This is a genomic window from Streptomyces sp. NPDC052701, assembly GCF_040678355.1.
Classification (GTDB): Bacteria; Actinomycetota; Actinomycetes; order Streptomycetales; family Streptomycetaceae; genus Streptomyces.
This window is the reverse complement of the sequence record NZ_JBFATO010000011.1, coordinates 1-14393: the sequence shown is the minus strand read 5'-3', so window position 1 is coordinate 14393 and position 14393 is coordinate 1. Positions and strand designations below refer to the sequence as shown.

The 14393-nt window shown below is 72.8% G+C and carries 15 protein-coding genes and 1 pseudogene; 5 read left to right on the top strand and 11 right to left on the bottom strand.

Translation table 11 applies throughout. The features are described from left to right. Positions 1-35: 35 nt before the first annotated feature. The 6 genes from AB0L29_RS14955 to AB0L29_RS14930 all read right to left on the bottom strand — a co-directional run bounded on the left by AB0L29_RS14955 (position 36) and on the right by AB0L29_RS14930 (position 5437). Entirely contained in the window at positions 36-1106 is a 1071-nt protein-coding gene (locus tag AB0L29_RS14955; RefSeq protein WP_365827069.1) for an aspartate-semialdehyde dehydrogenase, read from the bottom strand. Next, entirely contained in the window at positions 1106-2383 is a 1278-nt protein-coding gene (locus tag AB0L29_RS14950) for an aspartate kinase (protein ID WP_365827067.1), read from the bottom strand. Before AB0L29_RS14950 ends, AB0L29_RS14955 begins: the two co-directional genes overlap by 1 nt. 217 nt (positions 2384-2600) lie before the next feature. Next, positions 2601-3179, bottom strand: a complete 579-nt coding sequence (locus tag AB0L29_RS14945; RefSeq protein ID WP_365827065.1) for a Uma2 family endonuclease — start codon at positions 3177-3179, stop codon at positions 2601-2603. A 50-nt stretch (positions 3180-3229) separates the two neighbouring features. Beyond that, positions 3230-4258, bottom strand: coding sequence for a hypothetical protein (locus AB0L29_RS14940; RefSeq protein WP_365827063.1), 1029 nt, complete (start codon positions 4256-4258; stop codon positions 3230-3232). A gap of 224 nt (positions 4259-4482) precedes the next feature. Next, a complete protein-coding gene (locus tag AB0L29_RS14935) occupies positions 4483-4665 on the bottom strand; it encodes a DUF397 domain-containing protein (protein ID WP_365827061.1) in 183 nt (60 codons plus the stop codon). Beyond that, complete coding sequence (locus AB0L29_RS14930) at positions 4658-5437, bottom strand: helix-turn-helix transcriptional regulator (protein WP_365827369.1); 780 nt, start codon at positions 5435-5437, stop codon at positions 4658-4660. The genes AB0L29_RS14935 and AB0L29_RS14930 overlap by 8 nt, the downstream gene beginning before the upstream one ends. 102 nt (positions 5438-5539) lie before the next feature. Here AB0L29_RS14930 and AB0L29_RS14925 point away from each other — a divergent pair, with 102 nt between their 5' ends. Continuing rightward, positions 5540-5935, top strand: a complete 396-nt coding sequence (locus AB0L29_RS14925) for a hypothetical protein (protein WP_365827059.1) — start codon at positions 5540-5542, stop codon at positions 5933-5935. Between the two features lie 4 nt (positions 5936-5939). Here AB0L29_RS14925 and AB0L29_RS14920 read toward each other — a convergent pair whose 3' ends face one another. The 3 genes from AB0L29_RS14920 to AB0L29_RS14910 all read right to left on the bottom strand — a co-directional run bounded on the left by AB0L29_RS14920 (position 5940) and on the right by AB0L29_RS14910 (position 7637). Next, positions 5940-6599: a DUF5063 domain-containing protein gene (locus AB0L29_RS14920; RefSeq protein ID WP_365827057.1), complete on the bottom strand. Its 660-nt coding sequence runs from the start codon at positions 6597-6599 to the stop codon at positions 5940-5942. Then, positions 6592-7191 carry a recombination mediator RecR gene (recR, locus tag AB0L29_RS14915; RefSeq protein ID WP_333932126.1) on the bottom strand — a complete coding sequence of 200 codons (600 nt, stop codon included), beginning with the start codon at positions 7189-7191 and terminating at the stop codon, positions 6592-6594. Before recR ends, AB0L29_RS14920 begins: the two co-directional genes overlap by 8 nt. Before the next feature lie 101 nt (positions 7192-7292). Then, entirely contained in the window at positions 7293-7637 is a 345-nt protein-coding gene (locus tag AB0L29_RS14910; RefSeq protein WP_365827055.1) for a YbaB/EbfC family nucleoid-associated protein, read from the bottom strand. A 275-nt stretch (positions 7638-7912) separates the two neighbouring features. Between AB0L29_RS14910 and AB0L29_RS14905 the strand changes: the two genes are divergently transcribed. Continuing rightward, positions 7913-8659, top strand: a complete 747-nt coding sequence (locus AB0L29_RS14905; RefSeq protein ID WP_365827053.1) for an SLATT domain-containing protein — start codon at positions 7913-7915, stop codon at positions 8657-8659. A gap of 218 nt (positions 8660-8877) precedes the next feature. Here the strand turns inward: AB0L29_RS14905 and AB0L29_RS14900 are convergent, their stop codons facing one another. After that, positions 8878-10887 carry a serine/threonine-protein kinase gene (locus AB0L29_RS14900; RefSeq protein WP_365827051.1) on the bottom strand — a complete coding sequence of 670 codons (2010 nt, stop codon included), beginning with the start codon at positions 10885-10887 and terminating at the stop codon, positions 8878-8880. 81 nt (positions 10888-10968) lie between these two features. Beyond that, positions 10969-11190, bottom strand: a pseudogene (locus AB0L29_RS14895) (MarR family transcriptional regulator); the annotation flags it as partial. A gap of 90 nt (positions 11191-11280) precedes the next feature. Here AB0L29_RS14895 and AB0L29_RS14890 point away from each other — a divergent pair. From AB0L29_RS14890 to AB0L29_RS14880, 3 genes are all read left to right on the top strand, one after another. Continuing rightward, the gene (locus AB0L29_RS14890) at positions 11281-12636 is read left to right on the top strand and encodes an aspartate aminotransferase family protein (protein WP_365827049.1); all 1356 of its coding nucleotides are present in this window, start codon (positions 11281-11283) and stop codon (positions 12634-12636) included. 206 nt (positions 12637-12842) lie between these two features. After that, on the top strand, positions 12843-13541 hold the full coding sequence (locus AB0L29_RS14885) for a GntR family transcriptional regulator (protein ID WP_365827047.1): 699 nt from the start codon (positions 12843-12845) through the stop codon (positions 13539-13541). A gap of 110 nt (positions 13542-13651) precedes the next feature. Continuing rightward, positions 13652-14302 carry a hypothetical protein gene (locus AB0L29_RS14880; protein WP_365827045.1) on the top strand — a complete coding sequence of 217 codons (651 nt, stop codon included), beginning with the start codon at positions 13652-13654 and terminating at the stop codon, positions 14300-14302. Positions 14303-14393: the final 91 nt, after the last annotated feature.

The window sequence follows — 14393 nt, the reverse complement described above, 5'->3', positions numbered from 1 at the left end:
GCTGCGACGGACATCTCGGGGGAGCGGCGGGCGGCCTACCGCGGCTCCGCCGCCACCAGCTCGGCGATCTGCACGGCGTTGAGGGCGGAGCCTTTGCGCAAATTGTCCCCGCACACGAAGAGTTCGAGCGCCGTCGGGTCGTCCAGCGCCCGCCGCACCCGTCCGGCCCACGTCGGGTCGGTGCCGACCACGTCGGCGGGCGTGGGGAACTCCCCGGCCTCCGGGTTGTCGAACAGCACGACACCGGGCGCGGTGGCCAGGATCTCGCGGGCCTCGTCGACGGTGACCTCGCCCTCGAAGCGGGCGTGCACGGTCATCGCGTGCGCGGTGACCACCGGAACCCGTACGCACGTCACCGCCACGGGCAGCGCGGGCAGGCAGAGGATCCTGCGGGTCTCGTCCCGCAGGGTCATCTCCTCCGACGACCAGCCGTCCTCGCGCGGCGACCCGGCCCACGGCACGACGTTCAGCGCGACCGGCTCCGGGAACGGCCCGGTGTCGTCCCCGACGGCCCGCCGCAGGTCGCCCGGGCTGGTCCCCAGCTCGGTGCCGGCGACCAGGGAGAGCTGCCGGCGCAGCGCGGCCACGCCCGCGCGTCCGGCCGCGCTCACCGCCTGGTAGGAGGAGACGACCAGCTCGCGCAGCCCGAACTCGGCGTGCAGCGCGCCCAGGGCGACGATCATGGACAGCGTGGTGCAGTGCGGGCCGGCGACGATCCCGCGCGGCCGCGTCCGCACGGCGTGCGGGTTGACCTCGGGCACGACGAGCGGCACGTCCGGGTCCGCGCGGAACGCGCCGGAGTTGTCGATCACCACCGCGCCCCTGGCGGCGGCGACCGGCGCCCACCGCGCGGCGACCTCCTCGGGCACGTCGAACAGCGCGACGCCGACCCCGTCGAACGCCTCCTCGGTGAGGGCGGTCACCTCGACCTGCTCGCCGCGCACGGCCAGCTTGCGGCCGGCCGAGCGCGGCGAGGCGATCAGGCGGATCTCGCCCCAGACGTCCGCCCGCTGGGACAGGATCTGGAGCATGACCGCGCCGACGGCTCCGGTCGCCCCCACGACCGCGAGCGCCGGCCTGCCGGTGCGCCCGGCATCCCCGGCCATCAGCGCCCGGTGCCTCCGTAGACGACGGCCTCGTCGCTGTCGGAGTCCAGCCCGAAGGCGGTGTGCACGGCGCGGACGGCCTCGGGCACCTCGTCGGCACGGGTGACGACCGAGATGCGGATCTCGGAGGTCGAGATCAGCTCGATGTTCACGCCCGCGTCGGACAGGGCGGTGAAGAAGTCGGCGGTGACGCCCGGGTTGGTCTTCATGCCGGCGCCGACGAGGGAGATCTTGCCGATCTGGTCGTCGTAGCGCAGCGATTCGAAGCCGATGCCCGCCTTGTTCTTCTCCAGCGCGTCGATGGCCTTGCGGCCCTCGGTCTTGGGCAGCGTGAAGGAGATGTCCGTCAGGCCCGTGGAGGCGGCGGACACGTTCTGCACGACCATGTCGATGTTGATCTCGGCGTCGGCGATCGTGCGGAAGATCGAGGCCGCCTCGCCCGGCTTGTCCGGCACGCCGACGACCGTGATCTTGGCCTCGGAGGTGTCGTGCGCGACACCGGAGATGATGGCCTGCTCCACCTGCTTGTCCCCTTGCTCGATCGGCTCGCTGCTGACCCACGTGCCCTGCAGCCCGCTGAAGGAGGAGCGGACGTGGATCGGGATGTTGTAGCGGCGGGCGTACTCCACGCAGCGGTGGAGCAGCACCTTGGACCCGGACGCCGCCAGCTCCAGCATGTCCTCGAAGGAGATCCAGTCGATCTTCCGGGCCTTCTTCACCACCCGCGGGTCGGCGGTGAACACCCCGTCGACGTCGGTGTAGATCTCGCACACCTCGGCGTCGAGGGCGGCCGCGAGGGCCACCGCCGTGGTGTCGGAGCCGCCGCGCCCGAGGGTGGTGATGTCCTTGGTGTCCTGGCTGACGCCCTGGAACCCGGCGACGATGGCGATGTTGCCCTCGTCCAGCGAGTCCCGGATCCGTCCCGGCGTGACGTCGATGATCCGGGCTTTGTTGTGGACCGAGTCGGTGATGACTCCCGCCTGGCTGCCGGTGAACGACTGGGCCGAGTGGCCCAGGTTTTTGATCGCCATGGCCAGCAGGGCCATGGAGATCCGCTCTCCGGCGGTCAGCAGCATGTCGAGCTCGCGCCCGGCAGGCATCGGGGAGACCTGCTCGGCGAGATCGATCAGCTCGTCCGTCGTGTCGCCCATCGCGGAAACCACGGCGACCACCTGGTGGCCGTTCTTCTTGGCTTCCACGATCCGCTTGGCGACGCGCTTGATGCCCTCGGCATCGGCTACGGAGGAGCCTCCGTACTTCTGCACGACAAGGCCCACGTGCGCTCCTCGCTCCGTTTGTGTGCTTTCCGCGTGTACGCCGGTGTACTACGGGTCGGCTCAGTCTATCGAGCGACCGAAACCAACCCCGGAGATATCGCATCCTGAGACGTCCGGCTCACGAAATGATCACCCCGGGCGGCTCCGGCACGCCGGGGGAGCCCTTCCCCGCCCCCCGGCGCGCCACGCCGAAAGTGGCTCAGGTCACCCCGGGCGTTCAGTCGGCGAGGTCCTGGAGGGGTTCGGTGTCCAGGGTGATGCCCACCGGGTCGGGGAGTTCGACGGTGGCGCCGAAGGGGAGCTTCTCCGCATGGCGGTAGCGGCCGTCCTCCGGCTGGTCGTACACGACGACCGAGCGGTCGTCCCGATCGATGAGGAGGTAGACGGGGATGCCGGCGGCGGCGTAGCCGTCGGGCTTCTCGACGCGGTCGCGCTGGTTGGTGTCGGAGCCGTTCGACGTGATCTCCACGGCCATGAGGACGCCGCCGGCCTCGGACCACTCGCCGTGCCCCTTCAGACCACCCTTGGGAACGAGGACCGCGTCGGCGCGAGCGCGCCCCTTGCGGTAGGCCTCGGTCTTCAGGCCGCGCTCGGGATGGAGCCGGAGATCGGGACGCAGGTGCATGCACTGCTCCAGAAGCCACATGTAGATCTCGCTGTGGTTACCATCCGGCACGGCTTTGACCTGGACCCTTCCATTGACGAACTCCAGCCGCACCGCCTCGGGGGCATGGCGTTCCAGTTCCTCGAACTCCTCGACGGACATCTGCGGCCGGTGCTCGGTCCCGGGGGTCATGGCATCGCCTCCTCGACCCCATGGTGCCCTCACCGGTACTTCCCGCACGCTCACAGCGCCCTCTCGGTCCTGGAGCGCAGCCCGCCGGCCGCCCGTACCTCCGCCGCCCGGCGCGCGACGTCCACGACGCCGGTGTCCGGGCGGGACAGGAACGTCTCCGGGACGAACCCGGCGGGCACCTCGCCGGCCGCCTCCGCCGCCAGGTCCGCCTCCCACTCCGCGCGGCACTCCGGGCACATCCCGCCCGTGATCCTGGTGGTGCGCTCGTCCGCGTCGCAGGTGATGCAGCACTCGATCACGCGGTCCACGCGGGCCCGGCGCGAGGCGGCCTTCTGCCGGATCTTCGCCTTCTTCGGGGGCATCTTGCTCTCCAGTCGGTTGCGGGCGAGTCCGCCCGGATTGGTCACGGTGGACGGAAGTCCCTCGGTCAGGGCGCGGGTGATCTCCTGGGGCGTCGAGCCGCGCGACAGCCACTCCCCCGCGAGCGAGGCGAGGGAGCGGCAGTCGGACTCGGACAGCGGCATACGGGGGTCCGCGTCGCGCAGTTGGGCGAGCGTGCGGTAGGCGGTGTCGGACGGGGACTCGGGCCGCGGCTCCGGCTCCGCCTCCGCCTGCGGGGCGGGCGTCTCGGGCTCGTCCGTCCGGGCCAGTCCCGGCCGGTGGTCCTCGGTGACGATCCGGCCCTTGCGCTCCCGCGCGAAGTCCTCCCACCACTGCGCCGACCTGCGGGTACGCGACCAGTACGTCCGCGTCACCCAGCGCATCGAGTCGTCCTCGACGGTGATGTGCTCCCTGATCTGCTTCAGGTGCCCGACGTCGCTCAGGCTCCGCAGCGACGTGCGGACGGCCTGCTGGCCGTAGCGGGGGTGTTCCGCCGCGATCGCCTTGTAGCCCATCGCGTGGCCCTCTTCGAGGTGGTCGACGAAGACGGCGATCTCGCGGTCACGGGGGCTCAGGTGTGCGAACTCCGGGTCCGCGTGCGGGTCTTCGTCACCCGCGGGGCGTTTGCCGTAACCCGTCTTGGCCATCGGGTGGGACGGGGAGGGCAGGGCGGGGCTAGGGTAGGCGCAAGCCACCATCGAAGTCTCCGTTCGATGCGTAGGTCCAGGCCCCGGAGCCGGTGTTGGCGCACCGACCGGGGCCGATCTTTTGCCGCGAACCTAGGGCGGCTTCACGTTCCGGCGCAAGCCGATCACGGAACGTCACTCTTTCGAGGTAGGACGGCTCAACTCACCTACCGAATTGGTTGGTTGGGTATTTCAACCAGACCAGAAGCCCAGGGGAAGGGCTCGGAGCCCGAGGCTCAAGCCCCGGGCCGAACTGCGGCGATGAACGCCGACCAGGCGGGTGCGGCGATGCGGAGCCGGGGGCCCGAGGGGGCTTTGGAGTCGCGGACGTGGACGGTGGTGGAAAGGGCGACTTCGACGCAGTCGCCGCCCTCGTCGTCGCTGTAGCTCGACTTGAACCACGTCAGCTGGTCAGTCATGGCGATCCACCATCCGTTCGAGGAAACGGGCCGACTCATCGGGGCTGAGAGCCTGTGCGCGGATCATGCTAAGACGTTCGGTCACGCGGCTGACAACCTGCGGATCGGCTGAAAGCTCGCTGGCGAACGGCCCCTCCGTGAAAGCGAATCGCTCGTGGTCGCGGGTCTCCAACAGCACCATGGGCCCCATGAGAGCGGCAGGGACGGCCCGTTCGAAGGGCAGCACTTGCAACGCGACATTCCGCAGACAGGACACTTCCAGGAGACGACGCAGCTGCTCGGCGTCCAGCTGAGGGCTGCGCAGAACCGCTTCGTAGAGCACGAAGCTGAAGGCGACCGTCGGCTTCTGCTGCGTGAGGAGGGCCTGTCGCTCCATGCGCGCCGAGATCCGCTCCTCCACCGTTTCCCCGTCCAGAGGCGGAATGCGGTTTTCGATCAGCAACCGCGCGTAGCTCTTGGTCTGCAACAGTCCGGGGATCAGCGTCACGCCGTAGGACCAGCGGCTGATCGCCCCTCGCTCCCGCTCCATGAACTCCTGGGCTCGCGCCGGGAACTTCTCCCTGCTCAAGTAGTCCTTGGCCGCGCTCAGCAAGCCCTCCGCCCGGCACAACTCGTCGGCCACGTCGAGGACTCGGGGCGTCGGCATGCGGGCCCCCTGCTCCATCGCCTTGATGGTGTCCGGGGAGTAGTTCGCGGCGGCGGCCAACTGCTCGCGGCTGATGTTGGCCTTGGTGCGCCAGCGTTTCATCTGGTTGCCGCTGAAGCGCCACATGGCAGGCGACTGGGACACAGCACGCACCTCCGACCGATACAACCCGGTGGGTATCACCACGGTGACTACCGAGCGTAGACCGATCCGCACCACCGTGTGACCATGAACAACGCACTTCACCGCCCCGGCTGGATCCCGGCCTCCGGCCACCGACTCCGCGTGACCGGCGTGCACTTCGACGCCGTACGGATCGAGGGCGTATGGGGCGAGCTGGTGGCCGAGTGGCTCATCGGGGCGACGGACGACGACGCGGGGCCGATCGTGTGCGAGGTGAGCAGGGGCCGGTGGGTGTACTTCCTGCTGGCGCCCGGTGAGGCGCACCGGTACGACTGGCCGCTCGGGGTGCAGCGGCTCGGCGGGCGGAGCGGGTGCACCGTCACGTACGTCGGGATCCCGGCGCTGACCGGGAACACCTGGCCGCTGAGGTGGTACAGCGAGCCGACGCCGACCGCGCCGTACGTCGACGCGGGGGCGCTGCTCGCCGCCGTGGCCCGGTGAGGGGCTACTTGACCGGGCGCAGCCCCAGCGGTCCCGCGATCTCCCGGGCCATCACCCGGCCCGCCTCGAACTCCAGGGTGTCGTCGCCCACGCCCTGGTCGGTGTCCAGGCCGTCCAGCTCCTCCAAGGGCTGGTTGAGGCGGACGTGGGCGACCACCGACTGCAGGGCGCGCAGCGTCGCCGAGGCCGTGGAGCCCCAGTTGGAGAAGTAGGAGAACTGCCACCACCACAGGGCCTCCGTGGTGCGGCCGGCCCGGTAGTGGACCATGCCGTGGCGCAGGTCGGTGATGACGTCGGCCAGGTCGTCGGAGATGCGGGCCGGGACCGGGGCCCGGCGGGGCTCGTAGGGGTCGAAGACCTCGGAGTAGACGTCGATCGGGTCCAGCAGGCGGGCGAGGTTCTCGCGGAGTTCGTCCACGTCCGGCTCCGGGCCCGGGTCGGGCTCGTAGCGCTCGTCGGGGACGATGTCCTCGTGGGCGCCCAGGCGTCCGCCGGCCAGGAGGAGCTGGGAGACCTCCAGGAGGAGGAAGGGGACCGCCGATTCCGGCTCGTCGCCCTTGGCGACCTCCGTGACGGCGACCAGGAAGCTCTCGATCTGGTCCGCGATCTGGACCGCGAAGTCGTCCGGGTTCTGGTGGGTCGCGTGCAGCGTGGCGTCAGACATCTAGGAGTCGTCTCCCCTCGAAGGCGCGGCCGAGGGTGACCTCGTCCGCGTATTCCAGGTCGCCACCCACCGGGAGGCCGCTGGCCAGGCGGGTGACCTTCAGGCCCATGGGCTTGATCATGCGGGCGAGGTACGTCGCCGTCGCCTCGCCTTCGAGATTCGGATCCGTGGCCAGGATGAGCTCCGTGACCGTCCCGTCGGCCAGCCTCGCGAGAAGCTCCCGTATCCGCAGGTCGTCGGGGCCCACCCCGTCGATCGGACTGATCGCCCCGCCGAGGACGTGGTAGCGACCGCGGAACTCACGGGTCCGCTCGATCGCCACGACGTCCTTCGGTTCCTCGACGACGCAGATCACCGCCGGATCGCGGCGGGTGTCGCGGCAGATGTTGCACAGCTCCTCCTGCGCGACGTTGCCGCACGCCGCGCAGAAGCGGACCTTCGCCTTGACCTCCATCAGGGCCTGGGCGAGCCGCCGTACGTCCGTCGGTTCCGCCTGCAGGATGTGGAAGGCGATCCGCTGGGCGCTCTTGGGACCGACGCCGGGCAGCCGCCCCAGCTCGTCGATCAGGTCCTGCACCACGCCTTCGTACAACGGACTGGCCTTCCTGGGTGTTCGGTGTCGTGACGCACGTACGGGCTTTCAGTACGTACGGTAGTCGGCTGCCGCCTGCCGGAGGAAGGCGGTGCGCAAGGTCAGAACGGCAGGCCCGGAAGGCCGGTGCCGCCGCCCAGGCCCTGGGTGAGGGGGCCCAGCTTCTGCGCCTGGAGCTGCGAGGCGTTCTCGTTGGCCGCGTGCACGGCCGCCACGATCAGGTCGGCGAGGGTCTCGGTGTCCTCCGGGTCCACCGCCTTCGGGTCGATCTTCAGCGCCCGCAGCTCGCCGGCGCCGGTGACGGTGGCCCGCACCAGGCCGCCGCCCGCCTGCCCGTCGACCTCCGTCTGCGCCAGTTCCTCCTGGGCCCGCTGCAGGTCCTGCTGCATCTTCTGGGCCTGCTGGAGCAGCTGCTGCATGTTGGGCTGGCCACCACCGGGGATCACGATCAGCTCCTGTGTCGTACGGGTGTCCGGCGGGGTTTTCCCGCCTGGCACGAGCCTACGTGGTCCGGGCAGCCGCCGCCCCAGCACTCTTTCGGGTGAGTTTTCCGCACGCCCTATACCTGATCAAGACCTACTTCCGAGGGGAAAAGAGGCGAAACCTTCCCCTTCGCCACCCATTGGGCGGTAGGAAGAGTCCGGCGCGTCAGCATCAGCAACGACATCGGGCGTCGAGACGTCACGCAGCGTGATCAGTCGTGGTCAGTAGGGAGTGCCGGGTGGGTCAGCCGGAGATGCAGCCCGAGGGGCCGCCTCAGGACGGGCGGGACGAGGGGGCGGCCGGGCTGCGGCCGGGGGACCTGGCCGGGCGGGCGCTCCCGTGCGGGGACTGGGGCGAGCCGGCGGCCCGGCTGGACGAGCTGTACCGGTGGGTGGAGCGCGGGGCGCTGGAGACGGTCTCCTGGTACCTCGCGGACCGGGTGTGGAAGCGGCGGGGGGCGCGGGCGCTGCGCGGCGGCGCGGCGCTGGGGGCCGTCACCGGGGCCGCGCTGCCCCTGCTGGATCTGACGGGGGTGATGGGCGGCGTCGCCCCCTGGGGGTACCTGGCGCTGCTGCTGGGCGTGGCGTGCGTGGCCGGGGACCGGTTCTTCGGGGTGACCTCCGGGTGGATGAGGGACGTGGCGACCGCGCAGGCGGTGCAGCGGCGGCTGCAGGCGTTGCAGTTCGACTGGGCCTCGGAGAGCGTGCGGGAGGTGCTGGGACCGGCGGAGGGGACGGCGGCGGAGGCCGCCGAGCGGTGCCTGGGGGTGCTGCGGCGGTTCACGGAGGACGTGACGGAGCTGGTGCGGGTGGAGACCGCCGACTGGATGGTGGAGTTCCGGACGGGGGGCGCGCCGCTGGGCATCCAGGCGGCCGTCGCCCCCGGGGCGGTGCGGCAGGACGGCGGCCTCAACGGGCGGTTCCCCCTGCCGCCCGGGGGCGCCCGGCCGAACATGCCCCGGCAGCGGCCGCCGGAACCCCGGTGAGGAACCGTCGTCCGGCCGCCGGAGGCCGCCGGACGACGGCGACGGCGGTGGCGGCGGGGGCGACGGCGGTGGCGGGGGCCTTCAGGACTTCCCGGGCCGCTTCCCGCGCAGGTCCTCCCGTTCCGCGCACGGGAGACGGCCGTGGTCCCGGATCGCGTCGCGGCTCGTGCGCGCGGTGGCCGGCCGTCTCGCGCCGGACGGGCGCGGGGCGGCCCGGGTCACTGCCGGGTGTACGTCAGCTCCTCCCCGCTGCTGGTGTTCACGCGCCGCAGGGAGCCGTCCGGCAGCAGGGTGATCTCGGTGGCCTCGCCCGGTGAGCAGGAGGAGCGCGGCTGCCCGGAGGTGACGGCCGACGGGCCGATCTCCAACGGGCCGTCGCCGCCCGGGGCCCGGGCGAGTTCGGCCTCGAACACGCAGTGGTAGTTGCCGCTCGCGGTCGGCCCGTCGGCGACGAGGGACAGGACCGTGTCGCCGACCTCGCCCTGCCGGATGGTCAGCCGGCGGGAGTGCTCGCCGTCCGCGTTGTCCAGGGTCGTGGTCCAGGTGCCGAGGTACGCCGCCGGGACCGCGCCGTCCGCCGGCGCCGAGGTGGTCGGCCGCCCGGTCGTCGGGGTCGGGCCGGGGGTGGTGGGGCCGGGGCTCGGGGACGCGCTGGTGGTCGGGGTGGGCGACGGGTCGCCGTCGGCCCGGTCGCCGCCGCCGTCCATCAGCGCGTAGACCGAGCCGCCCGCGGCGAGCGCGACGACCAGCGCGATGACGACCAGCAGCGCGGTGGAACGGCCGTCCCTGCCCGGCGGCTCCTGGCGCGGCCCGTACGGCGGCGTCGGACCGAAGGGCGGCGTCGGGCCGAAGGACGGCGTCGGGCCCGGGCCGAAGGGCGGCGGGCCGTACTGCGGGGCGGGGGCCGGGCCGCCGTGGCCGGGGTGGGGCTGCGCGGCGCCGGGGGCTCCCGGGAGGCCGGGGTGGCCGTAGCCGGACGGCTGGGGGTGCTGCTGGGGAAAGCCGTACGAGGGGGCCGGGGGCGAAGGGACGCGCGGGTCGGCCGGGGCGCCCGGCACGGGGCCCGGCGGAGGCGTCGCCGGGGCCTGGCCCCCGACCATGGTGGGGAGGTGACCGAGCGGCGCGCCGTCGCCCGGGCGGCCCGCCGGGGCCGGTGCCGCCGGGGGCGCGGCCGGGCCCGGGGCCGGATCAGGAGCCGGCTCCGGCGCGCAGTCGTCGGCGGCGGGAGAGTGCTCCGGGGTGGCGGCCGGGGCCGGCCGCTCCTGCCCGTCGAGGGGGCGGGCCTGACCCGCGGCGCTCGTCCGCGCCTCCGGGTCCTCGGTGTCCAGCAGCCGAACGGCGTGCCGTCCCAGCTGGGCCACCAGCGCGCCCGGCAGCCAGGGGTCGCGGGAACGCCCGTCGGTGACCGTGTCGTCCACGCCCGTGCGCTGCAGGATCTGCTCCAGCGTCGGGCGGGCCGCCGGGTCCTTGCGCAGGCACGCGCGCACCAGGTCGGCGATGCCCTCGGGGACGCCCTCCAGGTCGGGTTCCTCCTGGGCGATGCGGAACATCAGGGCGTGCACCCCGCTGTTGGCGGTGCCGAAGGGGAGGGCGCCGGTCGCGGCGTACGCGAGCACCGAGCCGAGGCAGAAGACGTCGCAGGCGGGCGTGATCCGGTCGCCCCGCACCTGCTCGGGCGCCATGAAACCGGGCGACCCGACGAGCGCGCCGGTCCTCGTCAGGCCGCCGTCGGTCACCGTCTCCAGGGCCCGCGCGATCCCGAAGTCGATGACGCGGGGCCCGTCGATCGTCACCAGCACGTTGGACGGCTTGAGGTCGCGGTGCACGATCCCGGCGGCGTGGATGTCCTTCAGCGCGTGCGCGAGCCCGGCCGCGAGGATGCGCACCGACCGCTCGGGCAGGGCCCCGTGGTCGTGCCCGACGACCTGCTGGAGGCTGGGCCCGGCGACGTATCCGGTGGCGACCCAGGGCACCTCGGCCTCGGTGTCCGCGTCCAGCACCGGCGCCGTCCAGTACCCGCCGACCCGCCGCGCGGCCTGCACCTCCTGCCGGAACCGCTCCCGGAACTCCTCCTGCCGCGCCAGCTCCTCGCGCACCAGCTTGACGGCGACGGTGCGCCCCCGGTCCGAGCGGGCCAGATAGACGTACCCCATCCCGCCCGCGCCGAGCCGCGCGAGCAGCCGGTAGGCCCCGATACGCCGCGGATCCCCGGGCCCCAGCTTCTCCATGGCCGCGCCCCTCCCCCGTTGTGCGCCTGTGCGACAGACCGAGAATAGTGCCGGGTCAGCGGGGCGGGGGCGGACCTCCCTCTACGGTTCCGTAACGGCCTGTACCGGTTGTGCGACGGGCGGCCCGACCGCGTCCGGCACCGCCGACAGCCGCTCCGGCACCCGCACCGCCTCCGCCGGTTCCTCCTCGCCGTACGCCTCGGCGAGCCGGTCGGCGAAGGCGGCGTGCCCCGGGCCGATGCGGGAGACGGCCGCCCGGCCCCGCCCGGCCGGGGCGAGGAGTCCGGCGCGGCGGTGGGCGGGCCGCCCCGTCGACACCCTGTCGCGGAAAGCCCCGGCCCGCAGACAGGACGCCCATACCGCGTCCGCGCCGCGGCGCCTACGCTCGCCCGCATGACCCCTCAGACCGACCCCCGGGCCGGCGCGGCCGTGAAGGCCGCGGACCGCGCGCACGTGTTCCACTCCTGGTCCGCCCAGGACCTCATCGACCCCCTCGCCGTCGCCGGCGCCGAGGGGTCGTACTTCTGGGACTACGACGGCAGGCGCTACCTCGACTTCACCAGCGGTCTCGTCTACACGAACATCGGCTACCAGCACCCGAAGGTCGTCGCCGCGATCCAGGAGCAGGCCGGGCGGATGACCACCTTCGCGCCCGCCTTCGCGGTCGAGGCCCGCTCGGAGGCGGCGCGGCTGATCGCCGAGCGGACGCCCGGCGACCTGGACAAGATCTTCTTCACCAACGGGGGCGCCGACGCCGTCGAGCACGCCGTGCGCATGGCGCGGCTGCACACCGGGCGGCCCAAGGTGCTCTCGGCGTACCGCTCCTACCACGGCGGCACGCAGCAGGCCGTGAACCTCACCGGCGACCCGCGCCGCTGGGCCAGCGACAGCGGCTCGGCCGGGGTCGTGCACTTCTGGACGCCCTTCCTGTACCGCTCCCGCTTCTACGCGCAGACCGAGGAGCAGGAGTGCGCGCGGGCCCTCGAACACCTGGAGACGACCATCGCCTTCGAGGGTCCGTCGACGGTCGCCGCGGTGCTCCTGGAGACCGTCCCGGGGACGGCGGGGATCATGGTGCCGCCGCCGGGCTATCTGGCCGGGGTGCGGGAGATCTGCGACAAGTACGGCATCGTCCTCGTCCTGGACGAGGTCATGGCGGGCTTCGGGCGGACCGGCGAGTGGTTCGCGGCCGACCTGTCCGGGGTCGTACCGGACCTGATGACCTTCGCCAAGGGCGTGAACTCGGGGTACGTGCCGCTCGGCGGGGTCGCGATCTCGCAGAGGATCGCCGAGACGTTCGCGAAGCGGCCGTACCCGGGCGGGCTGACCTACTCCGGGCACCCGCTGGCCTGCGCGGCCGCCGTCGCGACGATCACCGTGATGGCGGAGGAGGGCGTGGTCGAGCACGCCGCCCGGCTGGGCGCCGAGGTGGTCGGACCGGGGCTGCGGGAGCTGGCGGAGCGGCACCCCAGCGTCGGGGACGTCCGGGGCGTCGGCATGTTCTGGGCGCTGGAGCTGGTGCGGAACCGGGAGACGCGCGAGCCGCTGGTGCCGTACAACGCGGCCGGCGAGGCGAACGCGCCCATGGCGGCCTTCGCCGCCGCTGCGAAGGCCCACGGGGTGTGGCCGTTCGTGAACATGAACCGGACGCACGTGGTGCCGCCGTGCAACGTGCGCGAGGCGGAGCTGAAGGAGGGCCTGGCGGCCCTGGACGCGGCGCTGTCCGTGGCCGACGAGTACACGGAGTGACGGAGCAGGCGCCCGTGGACCCGTCGTGGAACCGCCGTGGACCCGCCCTGGACCCGCCGTGGACCTGGGCGGACCCGGTGGCGCGCGAGGGCGCCGCACCGGATTCGAACGCGTAAGCGCGTAAGGTGGCGTGTTCGTGGACACAGCCGCGCACGCCACCCCGGCGCGGCGCACGCCCCCGGACGCGACGAGGAGACGCCCCGACCATGCCCGGCAGCACCAAGGGCGCCGTGACCCGCAGCACCCTGCGGCAGCAGATCGCCGACGCGCTTCGCGACGAGGTGCTGGCGGGGCGGCTGCAACCCGGGCAGGAGTTCACCGTGAAGGAGATCGCCGACCAGTACGGCGTCTCCGCCACCCCCGTGCGCGAGGCACTGGTCGACCTGTCCGCGCAGGGGCTGCTCGACGCCGACCAGCACCGCGGGTTCCGGGTGCACGAGTACTCGGCCGACGACTTCCGCGGCATGGTCGAGGCCCGCAGCCTGGTCATCGGCGGGATGTTCCACGCCCTGACCGGCGGCCGCAGGAGCGACCTGCGGCCCGACGACCCCCGCGTCGCCGCCGCCCTCGCCGGGGTGCGCCGCCGCGGCGAGGAGGCCCGGCGGGCCGCCGGCGCGGGCGACCTGACCGTCCTCATCGGCTACGACCTGCGCTTCTGGCGCGAGCTCGCCGCGCTGTTCGGCAACCCCCACCTGTCGGACTTCCTGCACCGGCTGCGCGTGCAGACCTGGGTGTGCACGGTGCAGCACCTGCGCCGGCTGCCCGACCTGCGCGACCGGCTGTGGCGCGGGCACACGGAGCTGGCCGACGCCCTCTCCCGCGGCGACGCCGACGCGGCCCGGTCGATCATCGAGGCGTACGACGCCCACTCCCTCGCCCTGATCGAGGGACCGCCGCAGGGCTGAGGAGCGGCGGTTCGGGTATGGGACGGGCACGCACCGATTAACCTGCCTTGAACACCGTTGCCCGGGGCCGTGCGACCCCGTCGCCGCGTCGCTGTGTGAGGAGCCCTCTTTTGGCCTGTGACCTGTGGCTGGTACCGCTCGTCGACGTGTTGTGCCACACGCCCGACAACCCCTTCGCCGAGGAACTCGCGCAATACAACAAGGTGCTCGCCGAGTCCGGGCTGCCCCCGGTGCCGGTGTACCAGTACATGCCGGGGCTGTCCGGCGAGGTCGCCCCGGTCGCCGGCTTCGACTACGACGCGCTGCACTTCCTGCGCCGGGCGTACCTGCTCCAGGTCTGCGGGCTCCCCGTGACGCCCGTCGACGAACTGGGCGGCGACTACGAGCAGTTGCTGGAGATGTTCGAGTCCACGGCCCAGCAGTCGCACCTCGTCTGGCACTACGACCACGCGGGCGCCTACGTCCCGCTGGACTTCCCTCACCCGCTGGCCAACGACGAACTGCTGGCGGGCGGCGGCCCGTTGGGCTCCTCCCACGCCCTGCTGCGGGAGCTGGAGTACGTCGCCCCGTCCCTCGGCATCGACCCGGCCAACCCCCCGGCGGCGCCCCATCCCCCGCTCGCCCCGACCGAGCTGGAGGAACCGGCCGTCGCCGCCCCCTACGACCCGAGCCCCTTCGCCCGCGAGCGGCACGTCTGGCTCGGCCTGCACGCGGCGGCGACGCGGAGCCTGGCGCAGGGGTCGATGATCGTGTTCAGCTAGTCTTCTGAGTCAGGAATTCTGTTCAGATGTGTAGGGTTGCGGGGTGGCGCGTACTGGGCGGCCGAAGGCCGAGTTGATCCTGTCGGATGCG

Coding starts and splice junctions, on each gene's coding strand:
- AB0L29_RS14955 (WP_365827069.1), bottom strand. CDS start 1,106: ATGGCCGGGGATGCCGGGCGCACCGGCAGGCCGGCGCTCGCGGTCGTG.
- AB0L29_RS14945 (WP_365827065.1), bottom strand. CDS start 3,179: ATGACCCCCGGGACCGAGCACCGGCCGCAGATGTCCGTCGAGGAGTTC.
- AB0L29_RS14940 (WP_365827063.1), bottom strand. CDS start 4,258: ATGGTGGCTTGCGCCTACCCTAGCCCCGCCCTGCCCTCCCCGTCCCAC.
- AB0L29_RS14935 (WP_365827061.1), bottom strand. CDS start 4,665: ATGACTGACCAGCTGACGTGGTTCAAGTCGAGCTACAGCGACGACGAG.
- AB0L29_RS14930 (WP_365827369.1), bottom strand. CDS start 5,437: ATGTGGCGCTTCAGCGGCAACCAGATGAAACGCTGGCGCACCAAGGCC.
- AB0L29_RS14925 (WP_365827059.1), top strand. CDS start 5,540: ATGAACAACGCACTTCACCGCCCCGGCTGGATCCCGGCCTCCGGCCAC.
- AB0L29_RS14920 (WP_365827057.1), bottom strand. CDS start 6,599: ATGTCTGACGCCACGCTGCACGCGACCCACCAGAACCCGGACGACTTC.
- AB0L29_RS14900 (WP_365827051.1), bottom strand. CDS start 10,887: ATGGAGAAGCTGGGGCCCGGGGATCCGCGGCGTATCGGGGCCTACCGG.
- AB0L29_RS14890 (WP_365827049.1), top strand. CDS start 11,281: ATGACCCCTCAGACCGACCCCCGGGCCGGCGCGGCCGTGAAGGCCGCG.
- AB0L29_RS14885 (WP_365827047.1), top strand. CDS start 12,843: ATGCCCGGCAGCACCAAGGGCGCCGTGACCCGCAGCACCCTGCGGCAG.